The sequence below is a fragment of the bacterium genome, assembly GCA_022763185.1.
Lineage (GTDB): Bacteria > Bdellovibrionota_G > JALEGL01 > JALEGL01 > JALEGL01 > JALEGL01.
The window spans coordinates 333,101-359,004 of record JALEGL010000006.1 but is presented as its reverse complement, the minus strand read 5'-3'; the positions used below and the strand labels follow the sequence as shown (position 1 = coordinate 359,004).

Genomic DNA, 25,904 nt, shown 5'->3' with positions numbered 1-25,904 from the left:
GTAACTTAGCTGAATCACTCCGTAAGAAGCGTCAACAAAAACATACAGCATCACACAACTAGGCTACTTTCTGGCTAAGAACTGGTTATTTCTTTCTTGCGAAAAATGGGGGATAGACAATTTTTGGACTAATCAGTTCTATCTGGTTTTTAAGTTGCACTCCATATAGAAAACTCAATGGTTTACTGTAACACTTGGTCGTGTCCGCTTTAGTTGCTCATATAAGAAAGGCTTATCTACTTTATTTTCCATTCCATACTCCCTAGCCCTAACCCCCCAGGTCAATGGTGACCAGCGCAACCAAACTGGTATAGAATCTATATATGTTTCTACGATATAATGCTCATAGGGAGCGAAATCTGTAAAGCTAGTTGTTTCATTGGAAATATATCTATTCGATAACTCATTCTCTGGATAATTAATTAATCTATATTGAATGTTGATACTTGAAGGAACTAGGTTTTTATTGCCAAAGTATCCATCCAATTTTCTAAGGTAGGCTTTGATAGAAACATCATCTAAAAATATTCGTTTCGCTGCAACACCAGCTAAGACTTCTCTTGAGAAGTACTCTCCTCCATTCAAATAAAAATCAGGATTAAGCAATTCACTGAGCGTGTAATTTTGTTCATAACTATTATTTTCCATATGAGCATTAACGCTCTCCTGATATTCGTCTTCTACCATGATAAATACCGGTATCGCAGTAGCTATACCCCCTACAAAAGCAAAAACCGAAGGTAGCCCATTGCTTACCCACTGTACCTTTTGAGTAACGCCTGCATACCTTAAAATTTTAGAACCTATTTTAACAAAATAAACTCCGGCTATTGATATAATCTTACCAGCAGCTAATGATATTCCACCGACAGGTATAAAAATAATCGCATGTTTTGTAACAACCACTGCAAGACTTTGAGTTAGAGGCAAATCGAAAATTAGGTCGGTACTGTCCGAAAATTCCAAATAAGCGTCACCTAAAAACCTTCTACACTTCAATCCGTTAGAATCTGTTTCAACAACAACACCATCAACAACTTCTGTTTCGTTAAAAGCATTATCCCGAAAAAAAACTCTATTTCCATCGATCATTTTTGATGTACAAGCACCGTAACGGTGAGCTACATCTGGCGTAATATAAGAAGCTTGCCTGTGCAAATATGTAGAATCATGGTCCCAATTATATGGAAAAATTCCATCAGGCAGCGTTGAATTTGAACTCACTGCCAGAATAGATTCAAAGGTTTTGTCCCAATCAAATTGTTCTTCGGATTGAGCATAAAGAAGCGGCCCAAAAAAAGATAATAAAAATATCAACAAGATAAAATGTTTTTTCACCATTCATTTCCTCAAACAGCTTAATAACACAACGCGGTAATTATTACAATAAAAACATTGACAAATGTTTTGCATCGCAGTAATTGCGACACATAAAAATTTAACCAAGTAGAGGGAAACGATGAAAAAATTAAATTTTTGTATAGCTTTTCTAATGACGTGTTTTACCACATTGTCTTTTTCACAGAATATTAATGAAATGAGCATTGCATTTCTGGAAGCAAGAAATGAATTAGATCGAGCATTAGATTGCACAAGTCATACTTATTATATAGGAACTGGTTTAGTAGTAGCTGGCGCAATTACCGCTTATCACAATCACCGTATTGTTAGAAGTGCTAGCTCTCAAGTTCAAGCTAAAGTTCAAGCTAATCCAGCATATGAAATTTTTCACCAAGTGATACAAGATTCAGATGTACCAGTCTATGGAAACAAGCCAATGCAAGAATATACGGCAGCAAAAAATCAAATAAGTGCAACAAAAATCTGGAGAGCCGTAGGAATTGCAGGGATTTTTCTTGGCGCTAGCCTTGAATGGGCTGATAAAGCAAGCTTTGTCGGGAACGTAGATATATTAGATATGTCTATTAATAAATATGCTAGCAGTGAAGCTAGGGATGAATTCATTAGACGCCAATCCAAGAATATTATCCCAAGCGAGTTAAAAGTTTTGAATTCAAATACTACTGATCAAGACAACCCTCTAATAACAGAAGAAATAGCGAGATTAGAATCTTTAGAAGATACTGACGCGGGAGCGCTATACTCTTTTAACAAGGTAAAAGCTTCGCTTAACCTTATAGCAAATCAGTTTTGCAATAATTAGAAATTTCTTCGATAATTAAAATCGAAAAATTAAATGAAGGCCTATAGTACATTCACTTACTATGGGCCTTTTTCTGTTTTAAATACTCTACTTATAGCCGCTTGTAATTGGTAATATATTTTATCTGAGAACTATAATCACTACGTTGGAAAATTGCACGGACGGTGAGTTCTTACTGATGGAGCAGGTTCCAGGGGAGTAATCCTTTAAAACGAAATATGGAGATATGATAACTTTCACTATAAACTTTAGCCCCATCAAAGTCACGCACAGCAATTATCTTGAAAATATAGGTCATGCGGTCAGAGAAGCGTATAGCGGGGAGGATTGTACGATGGGCATAGTTTTATAATGTTGAGAGTAACAACAAAACATCTCTTAGCAGAGAAAATTTGTATAAAAGCCTTTCAAAAACAGACAACCCAAAAATTAAAACCTTGCACATCTTGCTTGGTTCAATTGGTCTTAAGCTTTCAGTTGAACCCAAAGAAGTTGTCCATTAAAAACACACCTAAATCTTAATGCTAAATTGTAAAAATGTGTACACTCTATTAAGTGTTGATAAAAAAAACCGGAACTTTCAATAAAGATTCCGGCATTTTAAAATCAATTTAGATTTTAATATAGTGTCGCATAATTTTTATACGACTGCTTTTAAGAGATGTTAATATCTAATTTCTAGTTCATATTCTTCAGCATCTTCAGGACATATTGTTGCCTTGATAAGTTCAAGGTTACCCTCATCAACACCTAAAAGAGAACAATTTAACTGTCTTTCCGCTTTATATGTGGAAATCATATTTTTAAGGTCTTCATTAAATGTTGTTACTATTTTAGCAACATCAGGATGGCTTTCAATGATGGACCTTTGTTGATCCAAAGATAAATCAGGAAATATCCATGGCTTTTCCCTTACATGATTCATGGGATGAGAACTTCCTTGTAATGGCGCCGTTAATAAGGTCAAAGCAACTCCAGGTAAAAATCCTTTTGATTTTGATATTGATGAAAACAATAGAGATCTTAGACCACTTCTGGCAGATAAAACTGCTAAAGTACCCGCACCAACGCCGGTTACAATGAGAGACTGTTTTGCGTCAATCTCTATCAAGTCTAATCTTAAAGCCTCTTTTAAGTTTAAATGTATTGCTGCCGCTAAACCTATAAAATAAGGAGCTGTATTGTAGTTCAGATATTTTTCTATGCTCTCCCAGTCGTAAAATTCAGCCGGTCTCTGAAAAGAGCTTGTCTCTTTGTCTACTATGAGGCTTCTAGATGGAGTATCCCCATCATTGCAATCTTCACACGATGTCACCTCACCTGAGAAAACAAAGTGTTGACCAGTTAACCGGCTCATTTCTATTGATCTATACACCCCAAAAGCTTTACAGATTGCTTTACAAGCAATGTTCTTATTTGCATAATGGGAAGGAAAACTTGGAAAATAATAGCTATCATACCTTTGGTCGTTCATATACGACATGAAAAAAGACTGCCCAGGACCTCCACCAAATATATGGGATTGCAAGTCACCTGTTACGACATTGTAGTCACACTTGACTCTAAGACCAGCAAATGCATCCGAAACAAAAAAACATAAAATTAAAGTGAAGAGTAAGTGAAGTGTGTATTTTTTCATCGATAATTTCCCCTGAGTAGATTTTATTTGCATATACAAAAAAAAACACTGCACTGCAATAAAAATATTTATTGAAATAAACATTCATTATTGATTCTCAGCAAGAAATGCTTAGTAAATTTATATATTAGTTATTTACATTCAACATTTAGTTCTATTTTTTATATTCCGCTCATCAACACAAAACATGACCAGATTGTTTTTTTTTGCTAATTAAGCTTCATGTACAAAAAGTTACCTATCCAGAAAACCATTCTTTTTTTAATTTTTAGTTTTTTTGTCACTTCCTGCGTTGAGATTCCAGAAACGGGTGAAAAAACCTTAATGCTCACCACACCCGCTGAAGAAAAGAAAATGGGTGAACAAGCCTATGCTGAAGTCATGCAAAAAGAAAAAATCAATAAAAACCCAAGGCTCAATACTATTTTAAAACGCGTGGGTTACAACATTGCCCAAGAAGCCTCTCAGCCTAATTTTAACTGGGAATTTAAAATTATTGAATCAGAACAAATCAATGCCTGGTGTATGCCCGGCGGTAAAGTGGCTTTTTACACCGGTATTTTTCCTTATCTCAAAAATGAAGCCGGCATGGCTACCGTCATGGGGCATGAGGTTGCGCATGCGGTGTTAAGACATTCTGGCCAACGTATTTCTCAGCAGATGAAACAACAGCTTGGCTTGGGTCTCCTCAGTGGAGCAACCTCAGGCCTGTTTAATAACCCACAAGCCCATGATCAAATCATGGCTATCTTTGGTGCTGGATCAAATGTTGCTTTTGCACTGCCGCACAGCCGGGAAAGTGAAACTGAAGCAGATGTTGTTGGTTTAAAGTACATGGCCAAAGCTGGCTATAACCCAGAAGAAGCGCTTCGCTTTTGGCAGAGGTTCTCTCAAGCTGGTGGACAAGCTCCTCCTGAATTTTTGTCAACGCACCCAGCCGGGATAACACGAATAAACACAATCAAAAGACTTTTGCCCGATGCAAAACATTACTACCAACAAGCCGCAAAAAAATATGGCTTGGGTGAAACGCTCTAAGAACCATAAGTTTATTCCATGGTCATCATTAAAAAACCCGTAAAGGCGGCATTGCTGGGTGCCAGCCTTGGATCAACGTTTTTTTTCATTTGATCTAACTCACCGCGCATGGCTTTATAAAATGCCCAATTGGGCAAAGGCTTATAAATCAGATCTAAGTCAAAATTCTGTATAATTTTTTTCACCGTTGTTGGCTTGATAAAGTATTCTTTTTTGGGTTTATAATACACGGGCAAAACCGTTATAATTGTCCATTTGGCAAGCTTGGCTTTAACCAGTTGGTCTACAATGATTTCAAAACCCAATTGCATCTTACCATGGATGAGTTCATACAAGCCTTGACATAAATTTTGTTTATCTTCCTGGTATATGCTTTTTAAATGGTCTCTTAATTTTGCTTTTTCAAAAACCGAAACCATACTGGATTTCCCAACAAGCTTAGCAAAATTGCTCATCAATAGGTCTACATCATCAAAACTTTTTTTAGTGAATGCTGTTTGCACATAATCGATGGTTTTTGGCATTTTATGTTTTTTAGCAATTTCTTGCATTTCTGGGTTTTCAAAACCGCCAGGGTAACACATAAAAAACTGTTTTTCATAAGACTTGAGTTTTTTAATATTAACCATCTTTATTTTAACCAGGTTAATTTATGATAAAAATTTTCATAGGCCTTGTACCATTGATTAATATCATAACCCTTGAGTTTAAGCCAAGTTGGGTTGTAGTAGGTTTGTAAATACCGATCGCCATTGTCACACATCAGACCTACAATAGAGCCTTGTTGTTTATTTTTATACATTTGATGGGCCAAGTGAATCATGCCAAAAAGGTTGGTTCCCGTTGATCCACCATACTTTTTGCCCAGTAACTTTTCTAAAAAATGAATCCCGGCAATTGAAGCTGCATTGGGCACTCTAATCATCTCATCAATAACGCTGGCAATAAATGAGGGTTCTACTCTTGGCCGGCCAATGCCCTCAATCCCCGAAGCATGTTCAGAACACAGTGATTTGTCTGCGGTTTTATAATAATCATAAAACACACTGTTTTCCGGATCTACCACACACAGCTTGGTTGTTTTTGACAGATAACGAATATAACGGCCTATGGTTGCTGATGTTCCGCCCGTTCCGGCGCCTACAACCACCCAGGTAGGTTCAGGAAAATCTTCTTTTTCCATTTGTTCAAAAATAGAGTCTGCAATGTTATTGTTGCCTCGCCAATCGGTAGCCTGTTCGGCATAGGTAAATTGATCCATATAATGGCCATTCAGTTTTTGCGCCAATTGCTCCGCTTGGGTATAAATCTCCCGGTGATCATCCACCATAAAACATTCTCCACCATAGAACTTGATTTGTTCAATTTTTTCTACCGAGGTGCTTTTGGGCATCACCGCAATAAATTTTAAATTGAGTAAACGAGCAAAGTAAGCTTCTGATACCGCGGTGCTTCCTGAAGAGGCCTCTACAACAGTAGTATTTGCAGTAATTTTGCCATTGCATATGCCATGTAAAAATAAAGACCGTGCTAATCTGTGTTTTAGGCTCCCGGTAGGGTGAATCGACTCATCCTTAAAGTATAAGTGGATATTTTCTAATTTAGGAATACTCAATTTAAATAAATGCGTGTCTGCTGAGCGTTGAAAGTCTTGCTCAATTGTTTTAATCGCTTCACAAACCCATGTTCTACATTGCATGCAGCTTATCTATCTGATTTTTCAAAATTTCAAAAGACAAAATTTAAGGTCGCAACTTTGAACTCATAAACTTTACAGAAGCATCTCTATATCTATCTAACAAAAAGAAAAAAACTCTATAAAAGCACTCTTTTTTTACAGTAAAATTTTGTTTTTACCTTAAATATTTTTATTTAAACCCTGATTCAGATAAGAAAACTCTACTGTGATTGAGACCAACTGGCATATCATTACCGGTGCTCCTAGCTCCGGGATAACAAGCTTAGGGAACTACTTACGTTTAATGGGTTTTAAGGTTATCCCAGAAGTTGCTAGAGGTCTTATTGATATTGGAAACAGTCAAAGTTTGAGCACTCAAACTTTACGTGAAGATCAAGTTGAATTTGAACGCGATATTGTTAAATTTCAGACACATATAGAAAGTCAACTTGACCCCAAAGAGTTTGTTTTTATTGAGCGTGGTCTTTTAGACTGTGCTGCTTATGGTTTACCCATTGATGATATCAATTCTGCATCCAAGTTTAGATACCAACATATTTTCTTTTTACAATCCCTTAACTTTCAGCAAGATTATGCAAGAATTGAAAACTTTGAGCAAGCCAAAACCATTGGTGAACACATTCAGCAACTTTATTTAGACGCACACTATCCACTGACTCAAGTGAAAAAAATGCCTCTGGCTAAAAGAGCTCAAATTATTTTACAACACTGTAAAAAAACCCCTCCCATTTCACTCTTAGATATTTATGCTTAAAACCCTATTTGGGCCAGAGGAGCTGTCTCTTAAAAAGCATCTAATCCAGTAAAATATATTATCAAATGCTCTATTTTGAGTTATATAGGCAAACATTATGAATAGACGTGATTTTATAGAAAAAAGTTTTTTTGCAAGTTTTGGTGCATTTTTTTTAAGTGCGTGTACGAGTTCTGAAAAAAAAGAGCTTCCTAAACAAACAACTGAACCACAAAAAAACACCTCAAATACAGAAGCAACGCCTGAGGCAAAAGCCACAGAAGCTGTTCCCTCAGGAGCACCTAAAGATTCTGTCCAATATGTAGACCCGCAAAGTAAAATGGCAGTCAACCTAAAGTATGTTGAAGATGCCAAAAATGCAGACCCAGCTCTTAGAATTAAGCGTGGAGATGTAGAGAGCAAAGATCAATTGTGCTCAAACTGCAGTTTCTACACACCTGAGGCAGGTAAAACTTACGGTAAATGCACACTTTTACCTGATGGTTATGTTCCAGCTAAGGGATGGTGCAGCACCTGGGCTAAAAAAGCATAATCGTTTACTTTACGTCAACCCTGCTTTTACTTTGAATACCAAGCCTCTTGGTACTGTTTTTGGGCGCTTTCGTATAAGTTTGCGTATTGACGTAACTTATGGCCTATACTATAGCCTCCGCATCCACCAGATGATGATGCTGGGTAAACTTCTCTTCCATCATCTCCCATTAACATAGGCCTACTGGTTGATGTACCGTTGTAGTTTTTTGCGCATGCCATTTGATATTCTATGCCTAAAAGTGATGAAGCTCCTCTTAAAGTCGCTAAAGCATTACTGATTTTTGCTATGGGGCACATTTCCATATTCCAAAATAAAACCGGCACATCTCCCAATTGATGTTCTCTTTGACAATCATCTATGGATCCATCAGCTTTTTCTTTAAGTCGCAATGACAATTGTAACACTGATTTTGTTAAAAAAACCAAAGGTGTGGCATGATGATATTCAAAGCCTTCATAGCTATTGCTGGCTTCATCAAATTTAATATCTTCAGAAAAGCGTAAGTATGAATTGTACATACTGGCAAATAAAGTGTCCAACTCCTTACAACTGCTGATTTCTGGTAAAACCTCTTCCAAGCGGTGCCCCGTCTGGTCGCTGAACAAGTCTAAGCTGTTAAGCATGGGTTCGTTTTGATCGGCAAACAAGATATCAAATAACAGTTGGCCCTTGTTATCAGTAATTTTAAAGTGCAGAGAACACTTTTCAGTTTCATTTGAACATCTTACAGCAAAAACATAGTTTTGCTGTGCCGTCTTTAAGTAACTCACGTTATATTCTAAACCGACATGATATGTTTCTACATCTGCATCTACCTGTTTAAAATCAGGTTCTTGCCCATAAACATTAAGCGTAATTGCAAACATAATTAATGCAATAAGGTGCATTAAGTTTAGATTTTTCATATTTCCCCCTAGAAAAAACCTTAAAATTAATTTTAATGCAACGTATTATACCGCATCACTGATACACAAGCGCCTTTTTGTCGCACGCAACAAAAACAGGGACTTATTTTAAATAATTATTTATCTACAGTGATACTAATTGCTTTGAGCAAGAGTCTCAAACTCTTGAAGACTAGCTTTAGAAAGGTCTAATTGACCCTCTTTATGTCTATGCAACATGTTTTGAGCTATGCTTTTCCCTGTACTTAAACACAGATAAGGGACATTTAATGTGGCCAATTCTTTTTCAACATCTATATTAGGATCATCCATTCTATTGGTTAAGGCAATGGCTCCAATAACATCGACTTGCGCTTCTTTTAGTTTTTTTATGGCGAGAACCAAAGACATGCCAGTTGTAGTCACATCTTCAATGACCAGGGTGCGTCCTTTAGGAACACCTAAGAAAAATTGATCCTTAGGACTTCCATGCGCTTTTACTTTTCCTCTGCCCATAGATAAGACATGCGACCCTGGAGCAAAGTTGCTGGATTGCTTAGCATATTTGTACTGACATAAAAAACCAAGTTTACTCGCTCCCTCTGGAACGCCATAATATGTATCCACTTGCAAATCCTGGCTTTGGCAAAAAGCCAAGACTTGATCGCAAAGCAAATCTAATGCATAGGCATCAGCAGCAATATCTCTCCAGTTGACATACCAATTGGAGTAGCGCCCTGAATTGAGTTGTATGGCTTCATCAAAAGTCCCCACCACTTTATGTTTTAACATAAAATCAATAAATGCGTTTTGATCAAACATGAACTTTTTCTCCTAAAATAATATTTTGACATTGTTCACTGCAGCACCCAGAAAATTTTTCTGCGCAACTCGGACATTGAATCATCAAGCTGTGACATTTAACATTAGCACAATCGCTATGAACATCATAAGCTGCATCACATTGATGACAGTGACTTAAAACTTCATTTACAGTTGGTTCAGCCATTCTGCCATCAAACACAAATAGACTACCTTTAAACTTAGAATCTTTACCTTCACGCTCGACCGTATTAAGGTAATTGATGATCCCACCTTTAAGTTGATAGACGTGATTAAAGCCTTCTTTTTTCATATAAGCACTGGCTTTTTCACAGCGAATGCCACCAGTGCAGTACATCAAAACAGTTTTATCTTTATCTTTGGCAAACTTGGTCTTAATTTCCGGTAAAACCTGACTGAAGGTTTTGGATTCTGGGCAATAAGCCCCTTCAAAATGGCCAGTTTCACACTCATAGTCATTGCGCGTATCAATAAGAACAACATCACCACGCTCTAATTTTTCATGAAAATCTTTTGGCGATAAATGCTCGCCTGGAGTCACTTCATCAAATAAATTACCCTTGATTCCGTCTGCTACAATTTTCTCACGCAATTTAATATCCAGTTTTAAAAAAGCATCATTGCCTTGATCTCTCGAACGATTCACCATGGTTTTTTTAAGAAGAGGAAAGTAGTGAACTGTTTCTACAAACTCATTCCATAAAAACTCTGGCACGCTCACTTGCGCATTAATACCTTCTTTAGAAACATAAACCCTGCCAAAAACACGCATGGGATACCAGAATTTATACAAATCATTGCGGAAGTCTTGTGGATTCTCTATTTTTCCATACTTGTAAAAAGAAGCTGGAATACGCGCAAAATTTTCTGCTGCAAGAGATTGTTCAAGCTCTTCTCTTTCTTTCATGTTGTGCATGTATTTAAGCATTTTTTTTCTCCATGGTTTTTTCAAATGCTGGACGTGCCAATAGTTTTTCTAACCACTTTAACGTAGCTGGGCAATCATCCAAGTAACTTAATCTGGGGGTAACTTTATTAAGCTGCCTTAAAAATGGAAATACATGAATATCCGCTAAACTTAATTTATCTCCCAGTAGGTAATGCTGCTGACTTAGCGTTGCTTCAAGTTTATGCAGGTCTTTTTTTAGATTTTCTGGTGCTTGTTCAACATCTTCTGCTTTTGACCTGGCTGTTCCGTACTTGTAATGATCTACATGCGGCTTAAACACATGATTACACCAATAAGTCCAAAGGCGCATCTGGGCCCTCTGGCTGGGATCTTGACTTAACAAAGCATGCTTGGGAAAAGCATCTTCAATGTATTCGGTAATAATAGCAGACTCATAAATAACCGTGTCCCCATGCACCAAAACCGGTACTTTGGCTTCTGGATGTTTTTCTTTTAACTCTTGAGAAAAGGCGCCCCATTTTTCTTCTCGTGTCTCAAAAGCAATCCCTTTTTCATGCAGCGTCATACGCACCCGCATAGCAAAAGGACAGCGCCGGTAAGAAAAAACTGTTATTTTTTTTGTTGCATCCATGATCTATAGCCCTTATAAGCTGTGCATTAACAACTTGCAAGCTGAAATGATAATTTACTCATGAGTTACATACACACATTCAATCATGTCGATACCCTTTATCAAGACCAAAATATTTTGGTTGTCGATAAGCCTTCTGGCATGTTGGTGCATCCTGCCGGCAAACCTGGACAAGATAACCTGGTTGATTTTTTTAAAAAGCAACTAGATGATCCAGAAATACGACCAGTCCACCGCCTAGATCGCCTAACTTCTGGTGCAGTTATTTTAGCTAAAAACATTGAAACCGCACGCTTTTATGGCAAAGTTTTTTCCACTGCCCGTCTAGAAAAAATCTATCTTGCTCAACTTAAGGGTCTTCTTGAACAAGATAAAGGAACTTTAGATAATTTTTTGGCTGATGATCTAGAAAGTACGGTAAAAATCAAACGCAAAGTGGCTCAAGAAGGGCAAAATGCTGTAACCCATTTTGAAACTGTTAAAACTGATGCCCCGTACAGCTATGTCAAACTTTACCCAAAAACCGGACGTCGTCACCAATTGCGCGTGCATATGGCACACTTGGGTTGTCCTATTGTTGGAGACCCTATTTACGATTTAGGTGATGATTTTTATTTAAGTTTGATAGAGAGTACAGAGCCCTCGCCTCCTATGCACTTGCATGCCTGGCAAATTACCGTGCCCGTTCCTGATAAATCAGAAAACATGACGTTTCAGAGCCCTTACCCTTCGTTTTGGCAAATATAATTTATATAAGGTCAAGCTTTGACCTATTGTAAAGCTTTGCTATAGTTGATCATGATGAATAGTAGATTAATAACGCACTTGTTATTTGCTCTTTGTTTGATTACCCTGATTCACTGCTCGGGAGACGACGGTTTTTTGCAAGTTCCGGTACCAAGCAACCTTAGTTTTGATTGCGGAGGGTCAGCCACATGCAACGTGTTTCTTCCGGTTTGCGAAGCCACAACCGGCGGCGCCAATCCTTCTCCCACAAACTACAGCTGTCAAGGCTTGCCTGAACTCTGTGTAGAAAGTTACAGCTGCGAATGTCTAGAGCAGAGCCAGCGTTTTGAAGGCTACAGCTGCCAAAGCAATGAAAACGGTGAAATCACCGTCAGCATTCAATTTCCTTAAGTAAAGTTACAATCACTTAATGACAAAGTCAAAATAGGTATCTGGATGCGGCTCATCAACTAAAGAAAAGTGCCACCATTCTCGGTGATAATTTTCAAAACCGTGTTTTTCCATGGCTTGCTTTAAAATCAAACGATTGTTTTGCGCTTGTTCAGATATGTTAGGGTTATGCGTGTGTGATTGCTCATCGAGATAATCAAACTCTGTGCCCATGTCCAATTCTTGGCCTTGACTGTTGATTAAAGTCAAATCCACACTGCTCCCACGGCTATGTCCAGACTTGCAGGAAAGATAACCATTAAAAAGATCTTTTTTTTCAAGCTTAGGGTAGAAGCGTTGCTTCATATCATTTTTATCATCTTGTTTTGACCAGGCAATAAAGTGATTGACCGCAGTTTGTGGTCTATAGGCATCAAAAATTTTTAAACCCAGCCCCTGTTTTTTTAAGTCTTTTTCAACTTTTAATAGAGCTTGCGCTGCAGCTTTACTTAAAAAACAGCGCGAGGCTTCATAGCCAGGCACTTTTTCACCGGTGAAATTGTCCGTGCTATGGTAGCGTAACTCACATTGAATATCTGTATCCAATGTGTCCAAAGCAACAAAATGTTCTTTTCCATTATTCATGTTAGTTACCCGTGCTACCAAAGCCCCCTTGAGCACGTTCAGAACTGCTTAATTCAGAGACCTCTTCAAATTGGATTGATGGGTAAGGCATAATCAACAATTGCCCTACTTTATCCCCTAGTTTATACGTTATATCTGTGTTGCGTGCATAGTAGCGTAAACGCAGCTCACCTCTATAACCGGAGTCCACCAATCCAATAGAGTTGCATAAAGATTGACCCGTTTTAGAAACACTGCTGCGGGGAAACAAAAGACCACAGTAGCCGGTAGGTATTTCCAAGGCCAAACCCGTACCGTACTCAACAAACATCTCTGTTTGATCAACAGACACACAAGTTAAATCCATCCCGGCATCACCTTCTTTGGCATAAGCAGGGATCACAGCTTCATTGGTTAATTTCTTAATCTTAACATTCATCCGCTTTCAATAACCCATGCGTTGTTTCTGTCAACGATTAAGTTTTAGTATCTGATAACTGCATTCAAGCTCATTATAGGCGAACGCTGGTTACAAAATATGCCTGGCACCTCAGCTAACTCTTTATCTTGGATAGCATTACAGTATAACAATCACTACTATCATTTGGCAACAATGGAGGATGAGCCATGTGGGCGGAGCCCACACAAAAAATAGACGAACCGCGACCAGAGGGAGCTGGGTTCGAATCCAAGCACAATCTACTAAGAACAACCGAACTTACCCTTACTACAATTTTGAGGTGAAAAAGTGGCGGAGGATGAGGGATTTTCGCACTGTCTCGGTTTGCCTCTTCGGCAAACCTCCCAGCATTCCGTCACAAAAAGCAGTGCTTTTTGTTCCTCCTAACCCGGGATATGCGTTCAAATCTCAAACAACTCAACATAAAAATTTCATCCCTAAAGGGATCAAATTTTTATGGCGGAGGATGAGGGATTCGAACCCCCGAAACAGTTGCCCGTTTGCCGGTTTTCAAGACCGGTGCCTTCAACCACTCGGCCAATCCTCCGCTTAAAAATTAAGAGCTTAGATGCCCCTTATTTTTGAAGTTGTATCTTTAACATATCTTGCATGTAAGGGGAAAGAATTTTTGGTAATTCTATGCTTCCGTCTTCTTGCTGATAATTTTCAAGCAGGGCCAATAAGGTTCTGCCCACAGCCAAACCCGAGCCATTAAGGGTATGGACAAACTCTGGTTTTCCACCATTTTTGGACTTAAAGCGAATATTGGCCCGTCTGGCCTGAAAATCTTTAAAATTAGAGCAGGATGAGATTTCCCGATATTTTTTTTGACTGGGCAACCAAACCTCTAAATCGTAGGTTTTTGCTGCTCCAAAACCCGTGTCCCCTGCGCAGAGAAGCATTTTTTTATACGGAAGTTCCAAAGCTTGTAAAACAGCCTCAGCTTGCATGGTCAATGCTTCATGTAAGTCTTCAGATTCTTGTGGATGGGTAAAACGCATCAACTCAACTTTATGGAATTGATGTTGACGAATCAGGCCTTTGGTATCTTGTCCATATGAACCCGCTTCTCTTCTAAAACAGGGACTGTAAGCAACATACGATAAAGGCAGTTGCTCAGCGTCTAAAATATCATGGGCATAAATATTGGTGACGGGAACTTCTGCTGTAGGAATGAGGTAATATTGTGGATCAACAAGGCTGAAAGCATCTTCACTGAACTTGGGCAATTGACCGGTGCCGGTCATGGCTTGGGCATTGGCCAGATAAGGTACAGAGATTTCGCTATAGCCCGCTTTGCGATGCATATCCAGCATAAAGTTTACCAAAGCCCTTTCAAGCTGTGCTGCCCAGCCATGCAATACGGTAAACCTTGAGCCGGTAACTTTTGCACCTTGTTCAAAGTTTAAAATACCCAAAGCCTCACCCAAATCTTCATGCGCACGTGCATTAAAGCTAAATTGTCTAGGCTCACCCCATGTCATCACGGAGTGATTATCCTGTTCATTTTGACCCTGGGGAACGCTCTCATCAAGGATATTTGGCATAGCCAGCAAAGCGCCCACCAACTCTTTATTAAGGGCTTCATACTGTTCTTTAATCTGCTGAAGCTCTTCTTTGAGCTGAGATGCTTTATTTTTTGCTGTCTCTATGGTTGCTGCATCTGCTTTCTGCTGAAAAAGCTGTCCAATTTGACCCGAAGCTTCTTTTGCACTTGCAGCTTTTTCATCATGCTGCTGTTGCAGTTGATTACGCTGCTCAACTTTTTGTTTTACACCCTCAATATCAAAGTCACTGTTTCTTTTCTGAAGTGAGTTCTCAATTGCCTGTAGGTTATCTATAAAATATTTATGATCTATGGCCATAAGGCGTATTAAACGTCTGCTTTAAGATTGGTCAAACTAATTCATATTTTTTCTAAGAAAAGTAATCTCATCTTCAATGGCTTGCTTATCCTTAGCATTGGGATTTAAATCCAAATATTTTTGAAAATGTTGTATTGCTCTTTGATAACGTCCTGATTGTCTATACGATAGACCTAATAAATAGTAAGGCTCTGGATTATTGGGATCTACTTGCTTTGCTTTTTCAAATAGTCTTTGTGCAACAGAAACATTTCTGCCTTCTTCCTCTAAAATACCCAGTGCAATATAGGCTTGACTATTTTTTCTATTCAACTGAATTGCTTTCTTAAAGTAGCTTTTAGCTTTATCTGTATTGCGATTAAACTTTTCAATAACTGCTAAGTTATAATATGCCTGCTCTGCTTTTGGTTCTATTTGTATAACTTTCGTATAAAGAGGTTTAGCTTTGCTATACAAGTTGGACGAAAAATAATAATCCGCCATACTGATATAGGCAGGTAAATATTGCGCATTTTTATCTATGGCTTGTTTAAAATAAAATGCTACTTTTTCTTGATTATCCTTGGCAATGTGCGCCTTTTGTAACTCAAACCAGATATTGGGTACTTTACTTTGAATTTCACTGGCCAACAATAATTTTTCTATTCCGGCATCCAACTGTCCAATATCAATCAAAGCTTTTCCTAGTAAAAATAAGGTTTCAAAATCACCTCGGTTAATTTTCATTGATTCTTCTAAAACTGCTATAGCCTGTTTTGGGTTGTTGCTTGCAAAATAGATTTGACCAAGCAAGGCATTCAGTTCAATGTCTTTTTTATCTTTTAGTTGATGGCTTTTTAAACGCTCTAAGGCTTCTTCATATTTTTTGTTTTCCAATAATTCTTTACTCAACAACATATCTTTTTCATAAGCATTGAGGTCTGTCTTTTCTACTTCACGCATTAGACCGGTTAAGTCTGTCTTCTTATCAGTTGCCAAATAATAATCTGCAAAGGCCTGATAAACTTGATAAGCATTAACATATGGTTTTTTTATTGATGTTAAGCTTTTCTCTGCTAAACCAAAAACATGATACGCTGTTAAGATTTTGCCCTTATAGATGAGAGCCAACTCATTTTGACTATCTTTTTCTAAAATTTTTCCAATTGTTTTATAGGCTTGATCATAATCATCTTTTTCCATATAAATCGTTGCAATTGCAATATCATACTCAATTTTATCACTTATTTCTTTTGCTTGTTCTAGGTGTTCAAGTGCTTCATCTGTTCTTAGTAAACCTTTTTTAATCAATGCATATTCATATAAAAAGTGTCCTGACTGTTTATATTTTTCACTATTTTCATCTGCAAGGTTAATCGCTTTTTTATACTCTCCTGATTTTCTCAGCGCATATAAATATTCAATGAGATACTTTTCATTATTGGATGACAGCTCATAGGCTTTTTGAAATGAAGCAATCGCTCCCTTTGTATCTCCTATTTTTTTCTGTAGAAGCGCCATCTTAAAAAAGGTTTTGTCATCTGTTGAATTTTTTGTAGCATTTTTTAACAATAGTACCGCTTTTTCTATGTCTTGGTTTTCAAGAAAAACTTCAGATAAAATAACATAACTTGCAGCCAATAATGACGATGGATACTTTGCTGTATTATTTTTTAAATTATTTTCAAATTTGCTGATCAATTCATTGTCCAACAATTCATTATTATGCTGCATTTTAAGTTTTAAAAATTCTAACTTGGGATGGTATGAACTTATATTATCAATTGATTTCATATAAATCTCATAAGCTCTTTTTGTATCAAGCTGACTGAGACAAAATGCTTTTAAAAAGTGGACTCTTCTGTGGCCTGAATTGATTGATGCTAAGACTTGATAGGCTTCATCATACTTATCCTCTCTAACTAAGGCCTCTGCGTACCCCATGCTTAGGTCTATGTTTTTTGGGTAAATCTTTTTTAATTTTTTAAACTGAGCCAAACTTTTTTCTATTTGTTCAGAAGCCAGCAGTGAATAAGCTTCTGCAATTAAAAACTGCTCACTATCAGGAAAAAACTCATCCAATACAACCAAAGCATTACCATTTTTAACTGTCTTTTTTACTACTGCCTCATCAATAAGCATTTGCGCTTCGACCAGAGCTTTGAGATATAATGTCTCTTTATGTCTCGGATCAATCAACAGACTTTCATTAAGGTACGAGATCGCCTTTTTTTGTGAAAGTACATGATCATACAGGTACTCTTGTTTTGCTTTGCTTGTAATAATAGATATTTTTTGAAGTTGTGTTTCTGTTGGCGGACTATACGGAGTACGATTAAACACCACTTGTTCAATCGTTTTTCTATAGAAAAAAGTGACCGTTATTAAAGATGCCACAATCAATGCAACAACTGGCCAAATCGGTATCTTGGGCATCGAAATCTGACTTAACCATGCTGGCAACTCAAACTTTAGTTTCTGCTCAGCCAAATCTTCCACGATCTCAGAAATTGGATCTTCTTGTTCCTCCTGTTCAAGCTCCTCTTTTAAGAAGCTTTCAAAAGCATCAAAATCTTCTGCTTTACCACCTGAACTTACGCCAACTACGGTTGATGTGTCATCTTGCTTAACTTGATTGATATTGTCCTTAGTTTCATCCGATACTAAATCTTCTTTTTCATCATCACCAAAATCTATACCTTGACTGTCTTTCTTAGAAGTGTTTGACGGCTCTGTATCTAAAGTTTCTATATTGCTGAACAGCTCACTTTCATCTAAATTAACAAACAAGTTATTTGTCGTTTCAGGACTCTTCTCTTGTGCCTTTTCATTTTGAGCTTGACTTAAAATTGATTGAGCTGATTTTTCTAATACAGAATTGATTCTTTGTTGTTTTTCTTCTTCGCTTAACTTCAAAGATTGTTTAATTACACTTGAATTCTCATCCAACTGCTCATGCTGTGGAACTTCTTTAAGGTCAATATCTTCTTCATCATGCTCTATATGCTTAAAGGTTTTTGTTTCCTGCCCCTGCTCTTCAGACTGATCATCTGAAGAAAAATCAACTTGCGCCATACTGGCAGTTTCCTCTATAGAGGTGCTGTCTTCTTCATCAAAAGAAATATTATTTTGGGTAGATTCAAGTTCTTTTTGGTCAGGGCTTGCATCTGCAGCATTTTCAACATTTTCGTTATCATCTTCATCAAAAGAGTAGCCCCCAGTAGCTTCAATGGCTTCCAGGTCTATCATTCCAGGAGACATATCGTCATCATCAGTTTTATCTTTGGCTACGGCTTCTGTTTTCTGAACTTGTTCTGGCTGCTTGGGTTTTTCTTGCTTATTCTTTGCTGCCGTTTCTTTTTCATTGTCTTCGGTTAAAAGCTCATCATCTTCAAAAAAATCTTCAAAATCACCCATCTTTGCACCTAAAAAAGAATATCTGCGCTAACGCCAAATGTTTTATCTACTGGATTAACTGTCTGTGAATACACACCCACCAAATTTATCTTAGGCCCTTGCAAAACCAAACCGGCACTGAAAAAATCAGCTTCTCTAACATTATCAATCCCAAAGCCTCCTCTTAAAAAAAACCCATCCGTTAATAAAACTTCTCCACCAAAGTAGGCATTAAAACTATTTTCATTAGGTTTTGAAACATCTTTTTCTAAATCTACCAGTAATTTACCCGTACCTTCGAGTTCTAAAGCAATTCCTCCAGCAACCAATAACGGAAACTCTTCAAAGTTTCTGCCTTGGAAAATATGATTCATGGCAAAAGCCAAGGTGATGTATTCGGATGGCTTAAATTGGATACCCAAATCAGCATCTATCCCATCTGGACCACCTGTCTCCATTCCTGAGTATTTGGTCTTATAGCCTTTTATACTGGTGCCTACAAAAAGCTGTGGGCTAATGTCTTTGGCTATTGCAATGGCTGCATAGTTAATTTTAGCTTCTGTACCTTCAACCGTAGCTTTCTCATAACCATAGTATGCCCCAAAAGAAACTGCTTGAGTTGCTCTATAATCTGTTGCAAACAATGAAATTGGAGAAGAATCCGTTACACCTGCTGACATGTAAGAAGCACCAAAACTCACTTTGTTTTTATGCCTTGCTATCATCGCAGGGTTTAGAATCATATTTTGACCAGAAGAATAGGTTGCTCTTCCAGCTCCTCCAAACGATAAGCTATCTGGATTGTAAAAAAAGTTTTTTACTAAAGATGTTTCAGAAATACCTTGAGCCAGTCCTAAGGAAACATAGCTACAAAAAAACAAGCCGTAACAAATCTTCAATAACGAAGGCTTCATGTTAACAAACCGGTTTACTCATCTCCAAACAAGTCTTCTTCAGAAAATAAATCTTCTTCACCTGATCCACCCGCATCATCAAAAATATCGCCACTTGAATCATCAGAAAAGTCATCAAAGCCACTTTCTTCTCCCGCATCAAAACCATCGTCTATGCTAGGATCAGAAAAATCATCAGCTGGAGGTGGTGCTTGATCGGCATCAAAGCCAGAGTTTTCAATAGGCACATCAGAAAACCCACCGTTATCAGCGGGCAATGACGCTCCAGCGCCTGCCTGAGTGTAATTGGTTAAAATCCGTATATTTTTACGCTCGACCCAGCCAAAGCCTTCCGTATCTGATGGGTTTCTACTAATTTTAACCCAACCTTTTCTATTTCCGCCGCGAGGGTTGGTTATAACATAAACCACATCTTGCAAACCTAGTCTGTCTGGCAGCAGTGAGTTGTCATCACCGGTTACATCAACTTCTCTGGCACTGATCAATGCTTTAACAACAGGCCTATCACTTGGAATACCTTCTAAGCCTCCAACAGCTGCGCCGCCTTTACTTCCCGAACAAGACGTTAGTAATAAGCTGACTGCAAGACAAAAACAAACACCTGAAAAAAATCTTTTTATTCCCATTCTAATGAATCTCCTGGCTGACGTTTATGCGAAACTACAACATCACGAATAAACTCTGAACTGTAAGGCACGTCTCTACCGAGCACCTTTTGATGACAATTGTTGCATGTTTGATCAATGTTTTCTGGAGCTTGTGGGTTACGAATCAAACCATCATGAGCATCATCTTTTTCCTCAGCCCAAGGGTTACCCAAGTGACATGTGTCACAACGATAGCTATGTCTACGTGCAATAGGTTGTTGAAAAGCATGGCAGGGTAAGCATACTCGCTCATTTCCCCATAATTTTTCTGCCTGTGATCTTGAACCACCTTGAATACCACCGCTGGTTTTAGATGAACATCCATTAATAAAAAGTGCTAACCCACATAGAACAAACGCAAAACTTAATTGTGTAAAAAACCTCATAGCTTTAAGTGTAACAAATAATTGAGAAAAACCACAAAAAAAACTATTTTTATTTTATAATTTTATAAGGAAGATCCTAAGTCGTCAGCCAGCTTGTCACTGATAGCCTATTAAAAAGACTAAAAGTCTTCAGATACCTCTGACTTTAAGCTCTCTAAATAAGCCTCGTTAACAGCTTCTCTAAGTTCTTTGCCGACTTTAAAGAATGGCCGCTTTTTAGGTTTAACAGAAACTTTCTCACCTGTTTTTGGATTGCGACCCATGTAAGCCTTATAATCTTTTATTTTGAAACTACCGAAACCTCTAATTTCAATACGATCACCGCTTTGTAAAGCCTCTATCATTGAGTCAAATATCAACTCAACAATCATTTCCGCTTGACGTTTGGGAAGGTTAATTCTTTCAGATAGATTCTCTATTAAATCAGATTTTGTCATGCACCCTTCTTTCGCAATCTTCTTTACTTTTTCTATAATGACACAATAAGCCCCTGATATCAAAAGAAAAATTATTTATTGGGTCAACTTCCTGATATGCATCAGCACAAAACAGTGTGAGCAACGCAAGGGTATTATTTTGACCAATCTGGAGCTGTCGCTGCGCAAGGCTAACCACAAGCTCAATCATTACAATAACGTTCTTATAATTTTTTTCAAAGCAAGCTAAAAAGTTAAATTCTAGTTTTTAAAGGTTTTATAAAAAATAAATCCAGATTGTCATTGACCAAAAATAGCGCTTAAATTTGGACAGAAAAACCTTCCACTTACTTCCTAAAGTTTTTTCTAAAAACTCCAGCGATGAGAAAAGTTTTACTCGTGTTATATTTTAAAGACGACTACTGGTTCATCGATTCCAAAAACTCTTCGTTAGACTTACTTTTTTTGACTTTATCTAAAATAAATTCCATGGCATCCACTCCATTAAGTGGCTGCAAAAGTTTTCTTAACACCCAAACTCTATTTAGTGTTGTTTCTTCCAACAACAACTCTTCTTTTCTGGTTCCAGAACGGTTGATATCAATTGCAGGATAAATTCTACGATCTGCAATCTTGCGATCCAAAACAATTTCCATGTTACCGGTACCTTTAAATTCTTCAAAAATGACTTCATCCATTCTTGAACCGGTATCAATTAAAGCTGTAGCCATAATGGTCAAACTACCGCCATCTTCAACATTTCTTGCAGCACCAAAAAACCGTTTAGGTCTATGCAAGGCATTAGAATCAACACCTCCGGAGAGAATTTTTCCAGATGCAGGAACAACAGAGTTGTATGCTCGTGCTAGACGTGTAATAGAGTCTAATAAGATAACCACATCTTTTTTGTGCTCCACCAGACGCTTTGCTTTTTCAATCACCATCTCAGCAACTTGCACGTGGCGTTGAGCTGGCTCATCAAAGGTAGAACTAACAACCTCACCTTTAACTGTACGCTTCATGTCGGTCACTTCTTCAGGACGCTCATCAATCAACAGCACCAATAACTCAACTTCAGGGTGATTCTTACTGATAGACTTGGCTATATCTTGTAAAATAGTTGTTTTACCTGATCTTGGTGGTGACACAATTAAACCCCGTTGTCCTTTACCAATAGGACACATCATATCCATGATTCGTGTAGAGTAATTTTTTGGATTGGATTCAAGTTGAATTCTTTCTTCTGGGTAAAGGGGTGTAAGATTATCAAAGTGCACTTTATTTCTAAACTTCTCCGGTTTATCACCATTGATTGTTTCTAATTTATGCAGTGCAAAATAACGCTCAGAATCTTTTGGCGGACGAATAGTGCCGGTAATGGTATCCCCTGTTTTAATATGATAGCGCTTAATCTGTGCTGGGGACACATAAATATCATCGGGGCCAGGGATATAATTACAATCCGCTGAACGTAAAAAACCAAATCCATCAGGCAAAATTTCTAATACGCCTTCAGCATCAATGGCTTCTTTTTTTGCTGATGCTGCTTGCAATATAGCAAAAATCAACTCTTGTTTTCTTAACGCACCTGCGCCGTCAACTTTAAGTTCCTCAGCCAACTCGTTCAACTGACTTACTTTTTTCTCTTTTAATTCACGTAAATTCACAATAACCCCATATCAATTATTTATATTCAATTAACTTTTTACCATCAAAATTTAATGATTGAACTGTTTACCTCATTTGCCACAGTGGCCATTTACACAATGTATTGGAATACTTTTACAGAGGCGAGACGCTTGCAGGATTATCAAATCCATCACAAGATCTACAAAGCACCTTTAATCAAAAAATAATATAAAAGCAACTGTTTTATATTTTATTCTTCGATATGAAAGACCTGCTTCGGAAAAAAATCTACAGCCAGTGCTTAACTAAAGCTTCTTATGATTATTCAAAGCTCTTCATTTTCTGTGTTTTGAGGATAATAAAGCACCACCCTCAATTTATAGTTACTGTAATCATTTTGTCTTGGAAAAAATTATGTTAGAATACGCACTTATGCGTCAAAACAAGCTTATGTTTCTGTTACTTATTGCCATGCTTTTATCTGGTCCATTGACTGTATTTGCCTATGATGACACAACGGCCTACAGTAACATGCTAATCAACATGCGAGACTTAAGTCTTGAAAAACGTCTAGAAGCTTTAGAAACCTACCTCAAAGAAAACCCCAACAGTCTGTACAAAAAAGAGCTTGAACATAACATTGCATCACTTCAACAGCTAGTACCCAAAGAAAGCTTAGAAAATCAGGAAAACCAAAAAGCCAAAGATACTGCGTTATTTTTTAAAGCTCAAGGTTTAGCAAAGACCCTCTCCTTAACAGAAAAAATTCAACTATGGCGGCAGTTTATTGATGAAAATCCGCATTCTATTTACCTTAAAGATGCACAATACAATTTAAAAAAATTACAAGAACGGGAAAAAGCCTCCAAACCTCAACCCCCTGTTAATGTTGGCATTGCTCAACAAGATACTCTCGTAGCTAAAAACTTACCATACAAAGACCCTAAGCGCGCCATGACCTTAGCAACGACTGCTGGAATTGTTGTTCCTGGCATGGGCCATTGGTATACAGAAGACTATATCCCTGCAGGCATCTTTACAGGATTAAGAGTTGCAGGCATTGGACTTTTTGTTAAAGGCTACTATGATGACTCTAGATCAACACAAGTCACTGGCTTTCTCATTGGACTGTTTTCTTATATTGCCGATATTGCCGACGCTCCATTTTCCGTTGAACGGTACAACGATAAAATAGATCAGGAAATGAATCAACAGGTCTTACAATTTCAAAAACAGAGTAGACCGATGCATAATTTTGTTATTTCATTTAAATTTTGATCCGGGACTTAACTTCAATCCATAGTTTCAAGAAGTTGATCTAAAGACTGATTGGCCAACTCCGATTGAATGTGCTCAGTGACTTTTTTTTCTACTTTTTCTCTACCTTCAACAACTTTTTTTTGGATGGTCTTTTGTTTGGCTTTAGAAATTACTGGCTTTGCAAACCTTCTTTGTAGGGGTGAATGCTCAATCCAAGTCATAACTTGGGTATTGGCGTAAATATTATTGGCGTCAGGATGCCATGAAATAAGGACGTATAGCAGATAAATAACGCAAACACCTTTGGCGATACCTGTTAAAAAACCAAGAAATCGGTTGGCATATTTTGTAATACTTAAGGAGTTAATGACGTGGTTGTGAACCAGCTTAGAAAAAAGTTGTACCCCCATAAAGATAGCCAAACCTGCTATCAGTAAAGCTATTCGAGAGCCAACTATATCCGGTAATTTTACAAAGCCGTTGATGAAATGCTCTATTCCTGGAGAAAGCTTAGGCGCTCCAATATAAGCAAATACAATTGCCAAAAGGCTCATGGCTTGCGTAAAGAAGCCTTTAAAAAACCCATAGATGGCAAACAAAGCTAAAATTACCAGACATAACAGATCAAGTTGTGCCACTAATCTTTTTCTCCTTCAAAACGAAATGCAATAAACAAGGCTCTTTGCTGTTTTTGAACACGCATTAAAATATAATCTCCAGGACGTATATCCTTAATCAGTTTTGCATATTTTTCAGTGCTGGTCATGTTTTGCTGATTAAGCTGTAAAATAATATCCCCTTTCCTTAAGCCTTCTTTAAAGGCTTGGCTATTTGGTTTAACTTTTACAATTTTTAAGCCTTTTTCTTTTGCCCCTTTATTTAAAGGCTCAACAACCAAGCCCAAAGCATCATAACCTTGTTTTACAGACTTCTCAACGCTGCTCTGTGGTTTCAGGTCTTCTTTGCGTTTTTCAAGTTTAACCTTGGGAAACACGACTCGGCCATCACGAATAATTTTCATTGTTATTTTTTTATTTGTACTTGATGTTGCCACCACGGCGCTCAACTGCGTCCATTTTTCTATGGTTTTATTGCCAAATTTAACCACAACATCACCCGCTTTTAAACCGGCTTTTTCTGCTGGACTCCCCTTAATTACTTCCGCAATCAGAGCACCTTGATTACTTTTGAGACGCATGGCTTTAACATGGTCTTGCGTCAACTGTTGAATTTGTACACCCAACCAAGCTCTTTCCACTTTTCCTGTTTCTTTTAAACTTAATAGAATGGTTTTGGCCATATTAATGGGGATAGCAAAACCTAGTCCCTGCCCAGAAGCAATGATGGCTGTATTGATCCCTACGACTTCACCATGAATATTGAGCAAAGGACCTCCTGAGTTTCCTGGATTAATGGATGCATCGGTTTGGATTAAATCATCATATTCACTGATACCAATGGAACGCTCTTTGGCGCTGACAATACCTTGTGTAGTCGTATGCGACAAACCAAAAGGATTACCTATAGCAACAACCACATCACCTACTTCTAACTGATCTGAGTCTCCCAAAACCACTGCAGGAAACTTTCTTTTCTGATCTGTGATTTTTAAAAGCGCTAAATCGGTTTTAGCATCTTGTCCAATCACTTTTGCTTCATATTCTTTTTCATCAGAAAAAATAACAACAACTCTATTGGCACCCTTAACCACATGATTATTGGTCACAACATAGCCTTGCTCACTGATCACAAAACCGGACCCTAAGCCTCGTTGTTCTTGCTTTGGCATCTCTTGCGGGTTTTTAAAACCAAAAAATTTCTCAAAAAATTCTTGATTGAGATTGGGGCCAAATGACTTGATATTGCCTTGGCCATTGCTAACGAGCTTTTCAACTCTAATATTAACCACTGCATTGGCATTGGCTTTGGCAACATTGACATAAGCTTTGGGAGATAGGTTTTTTAAATCCTTATTCACCAAGCGATCACGATGATCTTGACCATTATGCCAAAAAGCAGCTTGTGCGCTATGTAATCCAATTAAAGTACAGGCAAGCCCCACCTTAAATATATTCTTCATTGTTTTCTCCTTATCGAGCATCCACATAATTAAAC

The 25,904-nt window shown here is 37.7% G+C and carries 26 protein-coding genes and 1 tRNA gene; 7 read left to right on the top strand and 20 right to left on the bottom strand.

Annotation, left to right across the window (positions count from 1 at the left end):
- Positions 1 to 174: 174 nt before the first annotated feature.
- Complete coding sequence (locus tag MRY82_04400) at positions 175 to 1,341, bottom strand: hypothetical protein (protein MCI5072169.1); 1,167 nt, start codon at positions 1,339 to 1,341, stop codon at positions 175 to 177.
- A gap of 118 nt (positions 1,342 to 1,459) precedes the next feature.
- Between MRY82_04400 and MRY82_04395 the strand changes: the two genes are divergently transcribed.
- Entirely contained in the window at positions 1,460 to 2,164 is a 705-nt protein-coding gene (locus tag MRY82_04395) for a hypothetical protein (protein MCI5072168.1), read from the top strand.
- 664 nt (positions 2,165 to 2,828) lie between these two features.
- Here the strand turns inward: MRY82_04395 and MRY82_04390 are convergent.
- On the bottom strand, positions 2,829 to 3,803 hold the full coding sequence (locus tag MRY82_04390) for a hypothetical protein (protein ID MCI5072167.1): 975 nt from the start codon (positions 3,801 to 3,803) through the stop codon (positions 2,829 to 2,831).
- Between the two features lie 222 nt (positions 3,804 to 4,025).
- On the opposite strand from MRY82_04390, the gene MRY82_04385 reads away from it, so the two are divergent.
- Positions 4,026 to 4,841 (top strand): M48 family metallopeptidase, encoded by an 816-nt coding sequence (locus MRY82_04385; protein ID MCI5072166.1) that lies wholly within the window; start codon positions 4,026 to 4,028, stop codon positions 4,839 to 4,841.
- A gap of 11 nt (positions 4,842 to 4,852) precedes the next feature.
- On the opposite strand, the gene MRY82_04380 is transcribed toward MRY82_04385, so the two are convergent.
- Together MRY82_04380 and MRY82_04375 are read right to left on the bottom strand one after the other, a co-directional pair.
- On the bottom strand, positions 4,853 to 5,470 hold the full coding sequence (locus MRY82_04380) for a hypothetical protein (protein ID MCI5072165.1): 618 nt from the start codon (positions 5,468 to 5,470) through the stop codon (positions 4,853 to 4,855).
- Between the two features lie 2 nt (positions 5,471 to 5,472).
- Positions 5,473 to 6,540, bottom strand: a complete 1,068-nt coding sequence (locus MRY82_04375; protein MCI5072164.1) for a PLP-dependent cysteine synthase family protein — start codon at positions 6,538 to 6,540, stop codon at positions 5,473 to 5,475.
- A 205-nt stretch (positions 6,541 to 6,745) separates the two neighbouring features.
- Here MRY82_04375 and MRY82_04370 point away from each other — a divergent pair, with 205 nt between their 5' ends.
- Positions 6,746 to 7,294 (top strand): ATP-binding protein, encoded by a 549-nt coding sequence (locus tag MRY82_04370; protein MCI5072163.1) that lies wholly within the window; start codon positions 6,746 to 6,748, stop codon positions 7,292 to 7,294.
- A gap of 97 nt (positions 7,295 to 7,391) precedes the next feature.
- Positions 7,392 to 7,826, top strand: coding sequence for a high-potential iron-sulfur protein (locus MRY82_04365; protein ID MCI5072162.1), 435 nt, complete (start codon positions 7,392 to 7,394; stop codon positions 7,824 to 7,826).
- 26 nt (positions 7,827 to 7,852) lie between these two features.
- On the opposite strand, the gene MRY82_04360 is transcribed toward MRY82_04365, so the two are convergent.
- The 4 genes from MRY82_04360 to MRY82_04345 form a co-directional block, all read right to left on the bottom strand.
- Positions 7,853 to 8,734, bottom strand: a complete 882-nt coding sequence (locus tag MRY82_04360; GenBank protein ID MCI5072161.1) for a hypothetical protein — start codon at positions 8,732 to 8,734, stop codon at positions 7,853 to 7,855.
- Between the two features lie 135 nt (positions 8,735 to 8,869).
- Complete coding sequence (locus tag MRY82_04355; protein ID MCI5072160.1) at positions 8,870 to 9,535, bottom strand: hypothetical protein; 666 nt, start codon at positions 9,533 to 9,535, stop codon at positions 8,870 to 8,872.
- Positions 9,528 to 10,484, bottom strand: coding sequence for a rhodanese-related sulfurtransferase (locus MRY82_04350; protein MCI5072159.1), 957 nt, complete (start codon positions 10,482 to 10,484; stop codon positions 9,528 to 9,530). The genes MRY82_04355 and MRY82_04350 overlap by 8 nt, the downstream gene beginning before the upstream one ends.
- Entirely contained in the window at positions 10,477 to 11,097 is a 621-nt protein-coding gene (locus tag MRY82_04345; GenBank protein ID MCI5072158.1) for a glutathione S-transferase family protein, read from the bottom strand. Before MRY82_04345 ends, MRY82_04350 begins: the two co-directional genes overlap by 8 nt.
- Positions 11,098 to 11,157: 60 nt before the next feature.
- On the opposite strand from MRY82_04345, the gene MRY82_04340 reads away from it, so the two are divergent.
- Complete coding sequence (locus tag MRY82_04340; GenBank protein MCI5072157.1) at positions 11,158 to 11,844, top strand: RluA family pseudouridine synthase; 687 nt, start codon at positions 11,158 to 11,160, stop codon at positions 11,842 to 11,844.
- A 51-nt stretch (positions 11,845 to 11,895) separates the two neighbouring features.
- Positions 11,896 to 12,234, top strand: coding sequence for a hypothetical protein (locus MRY82_04335; GenBank protein MCI5072156.1), 339 nt, complete (start codon positions 11,896 to 11,898; stop codon positions 12,232 to 12,234).
- Between the two features lie 12 nt (positions 12,235 to 12,246).
- Here the strand turns inward: MRY82_04335 and MRY82_04330 are convergent, their stop codons facing one another.
- From MRY82_04330 to rho, 10 genes are all read right to left on the bottom strand, one after another.
- On the bottom strand, positions 12,247 to 12,858 hold the full coding sequence (locus MRY82_04330) for a M15 family metallopeptidase (GenBank protein ID MCI5072155.1): 612 nt from the start codon (positions 12,856 to 12,858) through the stop codon (positions 12,247 to 12,249).
- 1 nt (position 12,859) lies between these two features.
- Positions 12,860 to 13,276, bottom strand: coding sequence for a dUTP diphosphatase (gene dut, locus MRY82_04325; protein MCI5072154.1), 417 nt, complete (start codon positions 13,274 to 13,276; stop codon positions 12,860 to 12,862).
- Positions 13,277 to 13,754: 478 nt separating this feature from the next.
- Positions 13,755 to 13,844 (bottom strand) — tRNA-Ser (locus tag MRY82_04320).
- Between the two features lie 28 nt (positions 13,845 to 13,872).
- Positions 13,873 to 15,162: a serine--tRNA ligase gene (gene serS / locus MRY82_04315; GenBank protein MCI5072153.1), complete on the bottom strand. Its 1,290-nt coding sequence runs from the start codon at positions 15,160 to 15,162 to the stop codon at positions 13,873 to 13,875.
- A 36-nt stretch (positions 15,163 to 15,198) separates the two neighbouring features.
- Complete coding sequence (locus MRY82_04310) at positions 15,199 to 18,558, bottom strand: tetratricopeptide repeat protein (GenBank protein ID MCI5072152.1); 3,360 nt, start codon at positions 18,556 to 18,558, stop codon at positions 15,199 to 15,201.
- Positions 18,559 to 18,566: 8 nt separating this feature from the next.
- Positions 18,567 to 19,451: a hypothetical protein gene (locus tag MRY82_04305; GenBank protein ID MCI5072151.1), complete on the bottom strand. Its 885-nt coding sequence runs from the start codon at positions 19,449 to 19,451 to the stop codon at positions 18,567 to 18,569.
- 14 nt (positions 19,452 to 19,465) lie between these two features.
- On the bottom strand, positions 19,466 to 20,077 hold the full coding sequence (locus tag MRY82_04300) for a hypothetical protein (protein ID MCI5072150.1): 612 nt from the start codon (positions 20,075 to 20,077) through the stop codon (positions 19,466 to 19,468).
- Positions 20,068 to 20,484, bottom strand: coding sequence for a hypothetical protein (locus MRY82_04295; protein ID MCI5072149.1), 417 nt, complete (start codon positions 20,482 to 20,484; stop codon positions 20,068 to 20,070). The genes MRY82_04300 and MRY82_04295 overlap by 10 nt, the downstream gene beginning before the upstream one ends.
- A 119-nt stretch (positions 20,485 to 20,603) precedes the next feature.
- The gene (locus MRY82_04290) at positions 20,604 to 20,921 is read right to left on the bottom strand and encodes an integration host factor subunit beta (GenBank protein MCI5072148.1); all 318 of its coding nucleotides are present in this window, start codon (positions 20,919 to 20,921) and stop codon (positions 20,604 to 20,606) included.
- Between the two features lie 398 nt (positions 20,922 to 21,319).
- Entirely contained in the window at positions 21,320 to 22,567 is a 1,248-nt protein-coding gene (gene rho / locus MRY82_04285; protein ID MCI5072147.1) for a transcription termination factor Rho, read from the bottom strand.
- 412 nt (positions 22,568 to 22,979) lie between these two features.
- On the opposite strand from rho, the gene MRY82_04280 reads away from it, so the two are divergent.
- Entirely contained in the window at positions 22,980 to 23,807 is an 828-nt protein-coding gene (locus MRY82_04280; GenBank protein MCI5072146.1) for a hypothetical protein, read from the top strand.
- A gap of 14 nt (positions 23,808 to 23,821) precedes the next feature.
- On the opposite strand, the gene MRY82_04275 is transcribed toward MRY82_04280, so the two are convergent.
- Positions 23,822 to 24,427 (bottom strand): CvpA family protein, encoded by a 606-nt coding sequence (locus MRY82_04275; GenBank protein MCI5072145.1) that lies wholly within the window; start codon positions 24,425 to 24,427, stop codon positions 23,822 to 23,824.
- Positions 24,427 to 25,869, bottom strand: coding sequence for a Do family serine endopeptidase (locus MRY82_04270; protein ID MCI5072144.1), 1,443 nt, complete (start codon positions 25,867 to 25,869; stop codon positions 24,427 to 24,429). Before MRY82_04270 ends, MRY82_04275 begins: the two co-directional genes overlap by 1 nt.
- Positions 25,870 to 25,904: the final 35 nt, after the last annotated feature.

Coding starts and splice junctions, on each gene's coding strand:
- MRY82_04350 (MCI5072159.1), bottom strand. CDS start 10,484: ATGCTTAAATACATGCACAACATGAAAGAAAGAGAAGAGCTTGAACAA.
- MRY82_04375 (MCI5072164.1), bottom strand. CDS start 6,540: ATGCAATGTAGAACATGGGTTTGTGAAGCGATTAAAACAATTGAGCAA.
- MRY82_04300 (MCI5072150.1), bottom strand. CDS start 20,077: ATGGGAATAAAAAGATTTTTTTCAGGTGTTTGTTTTTGTCTTGCAGTC.
- serS (MCI5072153.1), bottom strand. CDS start 15,162: ATGGCCATAGATCATAAATATTTTATAGATAACCTACAGGCAATTGAG.
- MRY82_04280 (MCI5072146.1), top strand. CDS start 22,980: ATGTTTCTGTTACTTATTGCCATGCTTTTATCTGGTCCATTGACTGTA.
- MRY82_04355 (MCI5072160.1), bottom strand. CDS start 9,535: ATGTTTGATCAAAACGCATTTATTGATTTTATGTTAAAACATAAAGTG.
- MRY82_04270 (MCI5072144.1), bottom strand. CDS start 25,869: ATGAAGAATATATTTAAGGTGGGGCTTGCCTGTACTTTAATTGGATTA.
- MRY82_04295 (MCI5072149.1), bottom strand. CDS start 20,484: ATGAGGTTTTTTACACAATTAAGTTTTGCGTTTGTTCTATGTGGGTTA.
- MRY82_04360 (MCI5072161.1), bottom strand. CDS start 8,734: ATGAAAAATCTAAACTTAATGCACCTTATTGCATTAATTATGTTTGCA.
- MRY82_04340 (MCI5072157.1), top strand. CDS start 11,158: ATGAGTTACATACACACATTCAATCATGTCGATACCCTTTATCAAGAC.
- MRY82_04385 (MCI5072166.1), top strand. CDS start 4,026: ATGTACAAAAAGTTACCTATCCAGAAAACCATTCTTTTTTTAATTTTT.
- MRY82_04310 (MCI5072152.1), bottom strand. CDS start 18,558: ATGGGTGATTTTGAAGATTTTTTTGAAGATGATGAGCTTTTAACCGAA.
- MRY82_04380 (MCI5072165.1), bottom strand. CDS start 5,470: ATGGTTAATATTAAAAAACTCAAGTCTTATGAAAAACAGTTTTTTATG.
- dut (MCI5072154.1), bottom strand. CDS start 13,276: ATGAATGTTAAGATTAAGAAATTAACCAATGAAGCTGTGATCCCTGCT.
- MRY82_04335 (MCI5072156.1), top strand. CDS start 11,896: ATGATGAATAGTAGATTAATAACGCACTTGTTATTTGCTCTTTGTTTG.
- MRY82_04365 (MCI5072162.1), top strand. CDS start 7,392: ATGAATAGACGTGATTTTATAGAAAAAAGTTTTTTTGCAAGTTTTGGT.
- MRY82_04345 (MCI5072158.1), bottom strand. CDS start 11,097: ATGGATGCAACAAAAAAAATAACAGTTTTTTCTTACCGGCGCTGTCCT.
- MRY82_04290 (MCI5072148.1), bottom strand. CDS start 20,921: ATGACAAAATCTGATTTAATAGAGAATCTATCTGAAAGAATTAACCTT.
- MRY82_04330 (MCI5072155.1), bottom strand. CDS start 12,858: ATGAATAATGGAAAAGAACATTTTGTTGCTTTGGACACATTGGATACA.
- MRY82_04400 (MCI5072169.1), bottom strand. CDS start 1,341: ATGGTGAAAAAACATTTTATCTTGTTGATATTTTTATTATCTTTTTTT.
- MRY82_04390 (MCI5072167.1), bottom strand. CDS start 3,803: ATGAAAAAATACACACTTCACTTACTCTTCACTTTAATTTTATGTTTT.
- MRY82_04395 (MCI5072168.1), top strand. CDS start 1,460: ATGAAAAAATTAAATTTTTGTATAGCTTTTCTAATGACGTGTTTTACC.
- MRY82_04305 (MCI5072151.1), bottom strand. CDS start 19,451: ATGAAGCCTTCGTTATTGAAGATTTGTTACGGCTTGTTTTTTTGTAGC.